At 68.9% G+C, this 11,606-nt stretch carries 8 protein-coding genes and 1 pseudogene; 2 read left to right on the forward strand and 7 right to left on the reverse strand.

Annotated elements, in window-relative coordinates:
* The first annotated feature begins 347 nt into the window (after window positions 1-347).
* Window positions 348-3,755: a PAS domain S-box protein gene (locus tag ACYQ1H_RS14650; RefSeq protein ID WP_460028788.1), complete on the forward strand. Its 3,408-nt coding sequence runs from the start codon at window positions 348-350 to the stop codon at window positions 3,753-3,755.
* On the opposite strand, the gene ACYQ1H_RS14655 is transcribed toward ACYQ1H_RS14650, so the two are convergent.
* Window positions 3,752-5,368: a CHAD domain-containing protein gene (locus ACYQ1H_RS14655; protein WP_460028789.1), complete on the reverse strand. Its 1,617-nt coding sequence runs from the start codon at window positions 5,366-5,368 to the stop codon at window positions 3,752-3,754. The genes ACYQ1H_RS14650 and ACYQ1H_RS14655 overlap by 4 nt on opposite strands.
* Window positions 5,369-5,516: 148 nt before the next feature.
* On the opposite strand from ACYQ1H_RS14655, the gene ACYQ1H_RS14660 reads away from it, so the two are divergent.
* Window positions 5,517-7,673: a RelA/SpoT family protein gene (locus ACYQ1H_RS14660; protein WP_460028790.1), complete on the forward strand. Its 2,157-nt coding sequence runs from the start codon at window positions 5,517-5,519 to the stop codon at window positions 7,671-7,673.
* A gap of 9 nt (window positions 7,674-7,682) precedes the next feature.
* Here ACYQ1H_RS14660 and ACYQ1H_RS14665 read toward each other — a convergent pair whose 3' ends face one another.
* The 6 genes and pseudogenes from ACYQ1H_RS14665 to ACYQ1H_RS14690 all read right to left on the reverse strand — a co-directional run bounded on the left by ACYQ1H_RS14665 (window position 7,683) and on the right by ACYQ1H_RS14690 (window position 11,365).
* Window positions 7,683-8,378, reverse strand: coding sequence for a Dph6-related ATP pyrophosphatase (locus tag ACYQ1H_RS14665; protein ID WP_460028791.1), 696 nt, complete (start codon window positions 8,376-8,378; stop codon window positions 7,683-7,685).
* Window positions 8,375-8,896 carry an ester cyclase gene (locus ACYQ1H_RS14670; protein ID WP_460028792.1) on the reverse strand — a complete coding sequence of 174 codons (522 nt, stop codon included), beginning with the start codon at window positions 8,894-8,896 and terminating at the stop codon, window positions 8,375-8,377. Before ACYQ1H_RS14670 ends, ACYQ1H_RS14665 begins: the two co-directional genes overlap by 4 nt.
* On the reverse strand, window positions 8,893-10,356 hold the full coding sequence (locus ACYQ1H_RS14675) for a catalase (protein WP_460028793.1): 1,464 nt from the start codon (window positions 10,354-10,356) through the stop codon (window positions 8,893-8,895). Before ACYQ1H_RS14675 ends, ACYQ1H_RS14670 begins: the two co-directional genes overlap by 4 nt.
* A gap of 69 nt (window positions 10,357-10,425) precedes the next feature.
* A pseudogene (locus tag ACYQ1H_RS14680) lies at window positions 10,426-10,596 on the reverse strand (GyrI-like domain-containing protein); the annotation flags it as partial.
* Window positions 10,597-10,608: 12 nt separating this feature from the next.
* Window positions 10,609-10,842 carry a hypothetical protein gene (locus ACYQ1H_RS14685; RefSeq protein ID WP_460028794.1) on the reverse strand — a complete coding sequence of 78 codons (234 nt, stop codon included), beginning with the start codon at window positions 10,840-10,842 and terminating at the stop codon, window positions 10,609-10,611.
* Window positions 10,843-10,936: 94 nt separating this feature from the next.
* Entirely contained in the window at window positions 10,937-11,365 is a 429-nt protein-coding gene (locus tag ACYQ1H_RS14690) for a DUF1353 domain-containing protein (protein WP_460028795.1), read from the reverse strand.
* Window positions 11,366-11,606 lie beyond the last annotated feature (241 nt).

Genomic DNA, 11,606 nt, shown 5'->3' on the forward strand with positions numbered 1-11,606 from the left:
CCTAGCCGGGCCGTCTCGCATCGCCATACCCTCAGGGCCTGCGGCAAGTGCCGCCAAGGGCCACGGCGCGCCGCCCACGACGCTCGCAACACCTCGTCACCGAATTTCGCTCGCGCGCGGGGGATAGCGGGCTTAACATCCCGACATATTGACTCGAAATGAAATCTGATAAATGGCAAAATGAAACCCGGCGACTGACCTGCTGGTAAATGGCGCAGCCGGCAACGGCGGGGTTGCAACAGCCCCCGCTGCCAGGCGCGGCAGGCCAAGGGCGTCGCCCGTGCCGCGGCTGCATCGGTGTCGTGACACCCAGCCGCGGGGGAAAAGACGCGCTAGAGGTACACAACATGCGCCTGCCTGCTGTCCAGCCTGCCGCTTTCCTGCCGCCCAGACCCGGCGCAACGGTCACCCGCCGGCGTTTCATTCTGCTCCTCTGCGCGGCGACCCTGGCAATCGCCGGCATCGGCACCCTGGCCTACCGGGGACTATGCGACAGCCTGCGGCAGGAAACCTATCGCACCCTGACCGTGATCGCCGAGCAGAAACGCCAGCAGATCGAGAAATTCCTCGCCGAGACGGTCAGCGACGCCGGGATGTATTTCTGGGGCGATGCGCAGCTGCCGCTGCTCCTGGGGCAATGGCTGGCCGGCGGACGCCAGCAGCCAGCCCTATTGTCCCGCATGCGCGAACGCATCGTCCGTTACAGCCGAACCCGGGGCTGGGATGGCGTGGCGGTGCTCGACGCGCAGGGCCAGCCCATCTTCACGATCGGGGATAACGCCGTCGCCCTCGATCATCCCGACATCCGGGACATCCTCCGCCAGCCGCGGATAGCCACACAGGGGCTGCACCTGAGCCCTGAAGGCCGCGTCGTCTATACGCTGATCGCCCCCATCGGCGAACCCGGCAAACCGTTGCTGGGCATCGGCATCATCACCTGGTTCGCCGACCAGCGACTGTTTCCCCTGGTCGAGTCCTGGCCGGTTCCGACCCGAACCGCCGAAACCCTGCTGGTGCGGGCCGAGGGCGACGAGGTCCTGTTCCTCTCCCCGCTTCGCCACGAGCCGGGGGCGGCCCTGCGCAAACGGCTGCCCATGGCCACCGAACATCTGCCGGCTGCCCTGGCGGCGCGCGGGCATCACGGCATCGCGGAACAGGCCCGGGACTACCGGGACATCCCCGTCCTCGCCTATATCACCCCGATCACCGGATCACCCTGGCTGATGATCGCCAAGATGGACCGGGACGAGGCGGAGGGCAATCTGCGCGATACCGCCTGGATCACCGGCACCATCGCGTTGCTGGCCCTGCTGCTGGTCTACATGACGAGCTACCAGCTGTGGCGGCAGGATCGGCAACGCCGCGAGATCGAGCATCTGCGGGCCCGCGAGGCGGTGGAAGCGCGCTTCCGGATTATGTTCCGGCAGGCCCCGGTGGGGGTGGGGCTGTTCGACCCTGCCAGCGGCCACATCCACGACATCAATCCACGCTTCGCGGAGATTGCCGGACGCCAGATCGAGGAGCTGCGCGCGCTCGACTGGACGGCGATCACCCACCCGGAGGATACCGCCGCCATCGCGGAAAAACTGGCGCAGCTGAACCGTGGCGAGCTGTCCGACTGCCAGCTCAACCGCCGGCTGCTGCGGCCGGACGGGTCCACGGTCTGGGTCAGCATGACCGTTGCCCGCCTGGCCCTGGACGCCGAGGAGGCCCGCCCATGCCTGCTCTGCATGATCGATGACATCACCGATCGGGTGCAGCGGCAGCAGGAGATCGTCCGCCAACGGGAACTCAAGGCGCGCCAGGAAAGTGAACGGCGGCTGGGCGCAATGGTTGCGCAGAGCCTGACCGGCATCATCGAGACCGATCCCGCCGGCCGCTTCGTCAAGGTCAACGACCATGTCTGCACCCTGCTCGGCCATACCCGCGGGGAACTGATCGGCAAAACGGCGCGGGATATCACCTATGCCGGGGACTGGGAATACAACGAGCGGCTGCTCCGGCAGCTGTTCGAGGATGGCCAGGCCTTCCTGCTGGAGAAACGCTACCGACGCAAGGACGGCAGCCTGATCTGGGTCAACGTCAGCGTCGCCCGACTGCTGGATGACGAGGGCCATATCAGCGGCCTGATAGCCCTGGTGGTCGACATCGACGCCCGCAAGCGCCAAGAGGAAACCCTGCGGCTGGCCATCCAGGCCGCGCATATCGGCATCTGGGAATGGAACCTGGTCACCGATCACTTCTCCTGGTCACCGGAACAGGAGCGGCTGTGGGGCTATGCCCCCGGTGAATTCACCGGCGCCCGGGAAGCGTTCGCCGCCCGCATCCATCCCGACGACCGCAGGCACCTGAACGAACTGATCGAGCGGTGCCGCCGGATGCGCACACCCTATGTCCAGGAATTCCGGATCCTCTGGCCCGACGGCAGCCTGCACTGGACCGAGGGACGCGGCGAGTTCTGCTACGACACGGACGGCAACCCCGTGGCCATGCGCGGCACCAGTCTCGACATCACGGCCCGCAAGCAGGCGGAGCTGGAACTGGTGGAAAAGAATCGCCAGCTCGGCATCGCCAATGCCGCGAAAACCCAGTTCCTCGGCCACATGAGCCACGAACTCCACACGCCCCTGAACGCCATCCTCGGCTTCGCGGAACTGCTGGAGCGGGACTCGCCGCGACCGGAGCAGCGCGACGCGCTGGGAATGATCCGCGAATCGGGCAGGCACCTGCTGCGCATCATCAACGACTTGCTGGATATTGCCGAGCTCGAGGCCGGCCGCCTGCGCCTGGAGGCGCTGTCCTTCCGGCTGCCGCCGATCCTGGAGCACGTGGAGCGAACCCTGCGCCCGCTGGCGCAGCAAAAGCAACTGGCGCTGCACATCGCGGTGGCTGCCGCGCCGAACGAGGAAATCGTCGGCGACCCGGGCCGCCTGGAACAGATCCTGCTCGAGCTGGTCGGCAACGCCATCAAGTTCACCGAGCGGGGCTCGGTCGAGCTGGCAATCCAGCCCATCCCCGGCGATGCGGTGACGCTGCGGCTGCGTATCGAGGTGAGAGATAGCGGGGCCGGCATGAGCCTGGCCACCCAAAGCCAGCTGTTCCAGGCATTCCAGCAGGGTGATGCCAGCCTCACCCGCCGCCATGGCTGCACCGGCCTGGGACTGGTCATCGGCAAGCGGCTGGTCGAGCTGATGGGTGGAGAACTGGGTATCGCCAGCCGAGAGGGCATCGGCAGCACCTTCTGGCTGGAAATCCCCTTCCGGCGGGCCAATCCTGACGCCGGGCCAGCGGCAGCGAGCGGGACCGTCGCCACCGGGCCGACCCCGGCGCCGCTGGACGGCCTGCGGGTGCTGGCGGTCGACGACAATCCCGTCAACCTGCGCATGCTGGAACGGGTGCTACGGCTCCAGGGCGCGACCGTGATGAAGGCCACGGAGGGCCGGGCGGCGCTGGCTACCCTGTGCGACCGGCCCCAAGACTTCGACGTGGTCCTGATGGATGTCCAGATGCCCGTCATGGATGGCCTGGCCGCGACCCGGGAAATCCGCCGCAACCCGGATTGGAGCGCCCTCCCCGTCATCGCCCTGACGGCCGGCGTCCTGCCCGAGGAGCGTGCCGCGGCGCTGGCGGCCGGCATGAACGACTTCCTCGCCAAGCCGCTGGACATCGAGCGGATGCTGGCCGTGCTGTCACCCTATGCCGGAAAGGCACCGCGCCCTGCCGGCGATATCCTGGCCCTGCCCGTGCCCGGCTAGCCCCGCGACGATCCGTCCCCGGCGGGGTGGGGAACCGCCTCGGGGATGCCGGCGGGATCGCGTGGCCGGAACAGCTGGCGGAACCGGCGGCGATGCCCGGCGCTGGCGAAATCCTCGAACACGGCGGCGTAACGCGCGCGCAGGCGCTGCCGCTCGTCGAGCAGGCGGGTGATGGTGCCGCCGATCGCCAGCAGGGTGGCGGTGGGCGCGCCCCGCTCGCGGAACCGGTCGGCCAGCTCGCGGAGCCGTTCGACCTGCACGCTGGCATCCTGGAATGCGCCGAGCAGGTTCTGCAGCTTCTTCAGCCATTTCAGGGAGACGGCCAGCCGCTCCGCCGGGTAGAGCCCGGCGAACACTTCCATCTGGTAGCGGAGTTTCTTGGCCGTCTTGCGCAGCTCGTGCAGGGCCTCGGCGGGGCTGTCGGGGGCAATGGCCCGGCCCTCGCGCAGCAGGCGGCGGTAAAGCTTCCAGATGCGCCGGCTGGCCAGCGGCTCGATCGGCTGCCGGGCGGCGGCGGCGACCGGCCGGCGCGGCGGCGGGCGATCCAGGAAGCGGCCCCAGGCGGCCAGGAAGCGTCGGTGCGCGGCCGAGCGCAGGCGGACAGCGAGCCGCTGATGCGCCTTGCACGCCTGTGCCGCCACCGCTTCGCGCAGGGGGCCGGTCTGTCCGCGCAGTTCGGCCGGCAGCGTGGCGTCGAACGGCTCCAGCGCCAGCCGCATGACATCGAGATCCCGCGATTCGCCGGTGGCCTGGGCCAGGGCGGCAAATCCGCGCCGGAAGCGTTCGACCTGATGCGCCGGCAAGGCGCGGCAGCCGAGCTGGCCGAGCACGGCGCGGGTACGCCGCACGGCAACCCGGAAGTCATGCAGGAACTCGGTATCGGTCTCCGCCAGCACGCCTTCGCTATTGGCCAGCATGACCTCGAGCAGTCCCCGCAGCGCCTGCCGGACCGCCTGGTCGGACCGCTGGGCGGGGTCGTCCAGCACCCGCATGGGCGGCACGGTGGCCGGCCAGCCCGCGCCGAGCTGACTGACGGCGTCAAGATACAGACCCGGCGCCGGCGTCAGGATCGCCGCCTGTTGCAGGCGCTGGAGCAGCGCGCGGGCCTCGCGCCGCGCGCCCTTGAGCGGGACGATGCGGAGGCGCAGCGGCAGAACCGCCTCGGCGGTGCCGCAGTGCGCGCGCCAGCGCTCCTCGAACAGCAGCACCCGTGCCGCGCCGGTCCCGGCATCGGCCAGCCGCCACTCGGCGCGGGTGCCGGTGAGGGCCAGCTGCGGCAGCAAGGCGCGCAGGCCGATCCGGCGCACCAGCCGGTCGGCGCCCGGCAGCGGGGCCAGGTCGGCGGCCAGCAGATGCTCCGCCGCCCGCACCGGCGCCCGCTGCCAGACCCCCCGCTCATCGGGACAGACCAGGCGGGAACCGGCCCGGCGTCGCTCCAGCCCCAGCCAGAGACCGGCCGCCAGCAGCGCACGGTCGAAGGTGTCCAGCACGACCAGATGCGGGGTGGTCTCGCGGACCGGGCGCAGGCGCTCCGGCTCGGCCAGCAGCGTCCGCCAGCTGCCGGCCGCCAGGCTGGCCGGCAGCTCATACTCACGCGCGTCGGAATCGGACATGGGGCCACCATCGGCAGGCAGGACAAGCCGGGATTCTGCCACAGCCACGGTGGGCCGTCCCTGGCGCTCAACCCCTTCCGCCGTACCGACTTTGGTACTATCAGCCAGGTCATATCCGAGCGGCAGGTGCCGCCCCGTCAGCTGCCGCATGAAGCATTCGAACTATCACGCCGACATTTCCTCCCAGCCCGAAGCCGACCTGCTGGCCCGCCTCACGGCCGGCTATGCGGACGAGGACCGACAGCGCATTGCCGACGCCCTGAGCCTGGCGCTCGACGCCCGCGACGAGGACGCGCTGACCCGGCCGCGCGGCATCGATGTCGCCCATATCGTGCATCAGCTGCGGGTCGACGCGACCACGGTGATCGTGGCGTTGCTCAGCGATCCCTACATCCGCGACAGCATCGACGCCGGCCTGATCGAGCGCCGCTTCGGCGCCAAGACCGCAGCGCTGGTGCAGAAGGTCAACTGGCTCAATACCTTCGACGAGTACCACAAGGTGGAGAGCAAGCAGCCGGATCAGGCCGAACTGCTGCGCAGCATGCTGCTGGCCGTGGTCAACGACGTCCGCGCCGTGCTGGTGAAGCTGGCCTACCGCCTGCAACGCCTGCGGCTGCTGAAGGACAACCCGGACCCGGAACTGCGCCGCAACATCGCCCTGGAAACCCTGGATCTGTTCACGCCGCTGGCCAACCGGCTGGGCGTGGGCCAGCTCAAGTGGGAAATGGAGGACCTCTCGTTCCGCTATCTGGAACCGGAGGAATACAAGCGGCTGGCCAAGTCGCTGGCAGCCAACCGCGCCGCCCGCGAAAGTTTCGTCCAGCACTTCATGAACGAGCTGCGGGAAAAGCTGGAAGCCGCCGGCATCCCCGGCCGGGTCTACGGGCGGCCGAAGCACATCTACAGCATCCACAAGAAGATCGAGCGCAAGGAAATCCCGCTGGAGGAGCTGTACGACCTGCATGCGGTACGGGTGATCGTCAAGGACGTATCCACCTGCTACACGGTGCTGGGCCTGGTCCACAGCGCCTGGCTGCACATTCCCAAGGAATTCGACGACTACATCGCCAACCCCAAGGCCAACGGCTACCAGTCGCTGCACACGGTGGTGGTGGGGCCGGAGGGCCGGCCGGTGGAAATCCAGATCCGCACCGAGGACATGCACAGCTTCGCCGAGTACGGCGTCGCCGCCCACTGGCGCTACAAGGAAGGCAGCAAGCAGGACCAGGCGCTGGACCGCAACGTCAATACCCTGCGACAGCTGCTGGAAAGCCGCGACGACGAACAGGGCATCCTCGACTCGTTCCGCTCGGAAGTGTTCGAGGACCAGATCTTCGTGCTGACGCCCAAGGGCCAGGTCATCCGCCTGCGCAAGGGCGCCACCCCGGTGGATTTCGCCTACGGCATCCACACCGAGGTCGGCCACCGCTGCCGGGGTGCCAAGGTCAATGGCCGCATGGTGCCGCTGACCTATGTGCTGAAATCGGGCGAGAAGGTCGAGATCCTCACCGCCAAGCACGGCGGCCCCAGCCTCGGCTGGATCGACCCGCACCTGGGCTACATCAGGACGGCCCACGCCCGCAACAAGATCCGCGCCTGGTTCCGCCAGCAGGATCACGAGCGGCACATGAAGGCCGGCAAGCAGATCTTCGACCACGAGCGGCAGCGGCTGGGCATCCGCGAAGCCGACCTGGAACAGCTGGCCCGGCATTTCCACCTGCCGCGCGGCGACGACCTGCTGCTGGCGCTGGGCCGGGCCGATGTCACCGCCATGCAGCTGGCGGCGGCGCTGAAGCCGCAGGACCTGATGCCCCGGCCGGCCAGACCGCCACGGTCGCGACAGGCGCCGGCGCGCGACGAGATCACCATCCAGGGCGTGCGCAACCTGGTCACGCACATGGCCCGCTGCTGCAACCCGCATCCCGGCGATCCCATCATCGGCTTCGTCACCGTGGCGCGCGGCATCGCCATCCACCGTCAGGACTGCGTCAACATCCTGCAACTGCCGCTGGAGAAGCATGGCCGGCTGATGGATGTCGCCTGGGGTTCGGAGCCCGAGGGTTTCCCGGTCGATGTCGAGGTGCGGGCGCTGGACCGCAAGGGTCTGCTCAAGGACATCGCCCACATCCTGACCGGCGAGCACATCAACATCGTCCACACCCACAGCCTGACCGACCCGCAGGACAACAGCGTGATCATGGAAATCACCTGCGAGGTGACCGACCTCGGCCAGCTCAGCCTGGCGCTGGGCCAGATTGCCAAGGTGCACAACGTGCAGGCGGCGCGCATCGTCACGGCCGCCTGAGCGGGCGGTTCAGCCCGCCGCTGCCCCGGCGACCGGCAGCCAGTCGGTGTAGACGAAGCCGTCGCGCCGCAGCGTTTCCCCCCGCCGCATCGCGATCGGCCAGCGGAACATCGGCCCGTCGTAGGCGATGCTGTGAAACTCGCCGTTCTCCCCGCACGGATCGACCGTGGCCGGCAGTTCGTCGAGCAGCGTGGCGTCGTATTCGCGGCCGGCCAGCCGCTCCGGCAGGCGACCGGGGTCCAGGCAGGTCAGCCGGGCCTTCAGTCCACCGGCCAGCATGGCGCGCGCCAGACTGGCCGTGGACCGGCCCCAGAGCGGAAACAGGGCGCGGATGCCGGTGCCGCGCAGGCGCGCCTCGCGGTAGCGCCGCACGTCCTCCAGCAGCAGATCGCCGAAGGCGAAGCCTTCGACCCCCGCCCCCGCGGCGGTCTCCACCAGGGCGGCCATGATGTCGGCATAGCCGGCATCGCTGCAGGGCGAGGGAATCCCGACGATCCGCAGCGGCAGTCCGGCGCTTTCCGCCTGCTGCCGCAACAGCGACACCCTGACGCCGTGCAGACTGACTCGATCATGCTCCCGGTTCACGGTACAGAACAAACCGTCGACCTGGTAGCGTGGGTCCTGCCGCAGGACGTGCAATGCCCAGGCACTGTCCTTGCCGCTGCTCCAGGCCAGCCAGAGGCGCTGGCCCATCGGCGCGCTCATCCGGCACCGGCGTCCATGCCGTGATCCGGCGGCGCCAGGCCCAGCTGGCGGGCCTGGGCGGCGGCATCCCGCGCGCCCCAGCGCCGGCGGATCCGGCCGTCCTCGATCTCGAACCACTCCATGGCCACCAGTTCGTAGGACCGGCCGGTGGGCGCCTGACCGAAGGCCGGAGCGCGGAAGGTCCCGGTCTCCGTGTACAGCGCGGCGACCAGATTGCCCTCGGCAATCAGGCCGCGGAGGCGCAGGCGCATGCCGTAACCCTCGATCAGCTGGCGCCAGACCGGCTCTACCCACTGGATACGGCCCCGCCCCAGGACCCCCTGGATTTCCGCGTCCTCGTGCAGCAGTTCCTTGAGCGCGGCCAGGTCGCCCCGGTTGAAGGCGTCGACATAGCGGCGGACCACCGCCTTGGCGCCATCCTCGACCGACAGGCCAGCGCCACCGGCGCGGGATGCGTCACTGCCAGACGGGTGCTCGCCCCCCTGCCCGCCCGGTGCCGGCACAGGCCCGCGGCTCATGCCGGCGCTCCTGGCGCCATGCCCAGGGCTCTGGCAACGCCCTCGCCGTAGGCCGGATCGGCCTTCCCGCAGTGGCGGACATGACGCCGCCGGACGGTCTCGTCGACCCCGGCCATGGCGGCCGCGGTGTTGTCGAACAGCGCCTGCTTCTGCGCGTCGCTCATCAGGCGGAACAGGTTGCCGGGCTGGGTGTAATAATCGTCGTCCTCGCGGTGGTTCCAGTGGTCGGCGGCACCTTCGAGAGCCAGCGGCGGCTCGCGCACCTCAGGCTGCTCCCGCCACACGTCATGGCTGTTGGGCTCGTAGCCCGGGGTGCCGCCATGGTTGCCGTCCACGCGCATGGCGCCGTCGCGGTGATAGTGGTGCACCGGGCAACGCGGGGCGTTGACGGGAATCTGATGGTGATTGACCCCCAGGCGGTAGCGCTGCGCGTCACCATAGCTGAACAGCCGCCCCTGCAACATGCGGTCGGGCGAGAAGCCGATGCCGGGCACGATGTTGGCCGGGTTGAAGGCCGCCTGCTCGACCTCGGCATGGTAGTTCGCGGGGTTGCGGTCGAGCGTCAGCACGCCGACATCGATCAAGGGGTAGTCGCCGTGCGGCCAGACCTTGGTCAGGTCGAAGGGGTTGTAAGGCAGCGCCGCGGCCTCCCGCTCCGGCATGACCTGCACCTTGAGCGCCCACTGCGGGTACTCGCCGCGCTCGATGGCCTCGTAGAGATCGCGCTGGTGCGACTCGCGGTCGCGGCCGATCAGTGCCGCGGCCTCGGCATCGGTCAGGTGCCGGATGCCCTGGCGGCTCTTGAGGTGGAACTTCACCCAGTGGCGCTCGTTCCGCGCGTTGATGAAGCTGAAAGTATGGCTGCCGAAGCCGTGCATGTGGCGATAGCTGGCAGGGATGCCACGATCCGACATGACGATGGTGATCTGGTGCAGCGCCTCCGGCAGCAGGGTCCAGAAATCCCAGTTGCTCTGCGCGCGGCGCAGATGGGTGCGCGGGTCGCGCTTGACCGCGTGGTTGAGGTCGGGGAACTTGAGCGGATCGCGCAGGAAGAACACCGGCGTGTTGTTGCCCACCAGATCCCAGTTGCCCTCCTCGGTATAGAACTTGATCGCGAAACCGCGGATGTCGCGCTCGGCATCCGCCGCGCCGCGCTCGCCGGCGACGGTCGAGAAACGGACGAAAACCTCCGTCTGCCTGCCGATCGCGGCAAACAGCTTCGCCCTGGTGTAGCGGCTGATGTCGTGGGTCACGGTGAAGCGGCCATGGGCGCCGGAGCCCTTGGCATGCATGCGCCGCTCGGGGATCACCTCGCGGTCGAAATGCGCCAGCTTCTCCAGGAACCAGACATCCTGCAACAGCATCGGTCCGCGCGGCCCCGCCGTCAGGACATTCTGGTTGTCCGCCACGGGGCAGCCACTGGCCATGGTCAGCTTGTTCTTGTTGTTGTTATCGCTCATCGGACATGCTCCTCAGGGTTGGCAGACAGGGGGGGGTGGCGATGGCGACGGCTTGAGCGGTGCCGGCCGTCAGCGCAAAGGCAGATACACGTCGGTGATCATCGTCGCCTCGGTGACGCCGGGGCCGACGTTGACATAGTGAAAGAAGACCGGAAAGTCGCGCAGTTGCTCGCCGCTGGCCGGCAACCATAGGCGATGGAGAAAGTCCGCCGCCACCACATGGTCGCGGGAACCGACGTGTCGGGCGACAGCTCAGCGGCCGCCGGGCATGAGCTTGCCCACCACGCCGAACAGATTCGGCGCCACCGGCGCATCGACCGCCACGCAGAAATCCGCCCGGTGGTGCTCCGGCGCCACGGCGCGGGGATCGGTGTGATGGATGCCGCAGGTACGATACTGCCCGGGCGGCAGCCGCTGCGCCCGGCGCCCTTCGATGAGCCGGCAGACGGTGTCGTGCTCCCGGCTGGGCGGCCCGCGGTGCTCCACGGCGGCAACCGGGGTCCGGGAAACGTCACGATGCGGACCTCTGTGGTGGACAGCCCGGGCGGCGGACAATCCGCCAGCGGTCCGCCCGGCCGGGTCACGCCCGGCAGCCCTTGGGCGCCCGCTGGACCGGACGCCGGGCGGCGGGGTCGGCGGCCGGATCGGCAAACAGGCGGACCCCCTGGTAAACCCACCAGGCGCGCAGCGACCACATGCCATCCTCCAGGCAGATGCGCCGCAGGATGCGGTCGGCCAGCTCGCGCGTCCGCGCCTTGTCCAGATGGCCTTCCCGCATCAGCTGATAGAGCGCGTCATGCACCAGCGAGGCGCGCATGAAGCTGAGGGTGTCGATCGTCGGCCCCGAGGGGCCATCCCAGGCATAGCCCTTGGCAAGGCTGAGCCGGCCGTCGCCGTCGAGCTTCACATAGTCCGTGTCGATCGGCACCACGGGCCGGATCTCGAGGGTAACGGCATACGGTTCCTTCAGCTGGTACTTGTAACCGCTGTTGTAAGCGATGCACGGCATGCGCACCTCCCCCGGTCGGTGACAGAAAAGAACGCGCCCGGCACGGCGCGTGGCGCGAGTTTGAAACCTGGCCCGGATTCCGTCAACGACGTCGCCCCGGATGGGGCGGACTGCCGGCCCATCCCCCGTCACCTCGGGTGGCCGCCGTCTTTATGCGATTTTTATGCGCCGCTGAATAGACTGGAACCACCCCCATATGGCGACCCCGGTATTCAGCATGCTACATGCCCTCATCAAGCGA

Source organism: Methyloparacoccus murrellii, assembly GCF_054657115.1.

Coding starts and splice junctions, on each gene's coding strand:
- ACYQ1H_RS14650 (WP_460028788.1), top strand. CDS start 348: ATGCGCCTGCCTGCTGTCCAGCCTGCCGCTTTCCTGCCGCCCAGACCC.
- ACYQ1H_RS14655 (WP_460028789.1), bottom strand. CDS start 5,368: ATGTCCGATTCCGACGCGCGTGAGTATGAGCTGCCGGCCAGCCTGGCG.
- ACYQ1H_RS14660 (WP_460028790.1), top strand. CDS start 5,517: ATGAAGCATTCGAACTATCACGCCGACATTTCCTCCCAGCCCGAAGCC.
- ACYQ1H_RS14665 (WP_460028791.1), bottom strand. CDS start 8,378: ATGAGCGCGCCGATGGGCCAGCGCCTCTGGCTGGCCTGGAGCAGCGGC.
- ACYQ1H_RS14670 (WP_460028792.1), bottom strand. CDS start 8,896: ATGAGCCGCGGGCCTGTGCCGGCACCGGGCGGGCAGGGGGGCGAGCAC.
- ACYQ1H_RS14675 (WP_460028793.1), bottom strand. CDS start 10,356: ATGAGCGATAACAACAACAAGAACAAGCTGACCATGGCCAGTGGCTGC.
- ACYQ1H_RS14690 (WP_460028795.1), bottom strand. CDS start 11,365: ATGCCGTGCATCGCTTACAACAGCGGTTACAAGTACCAGCTGAAGGAA.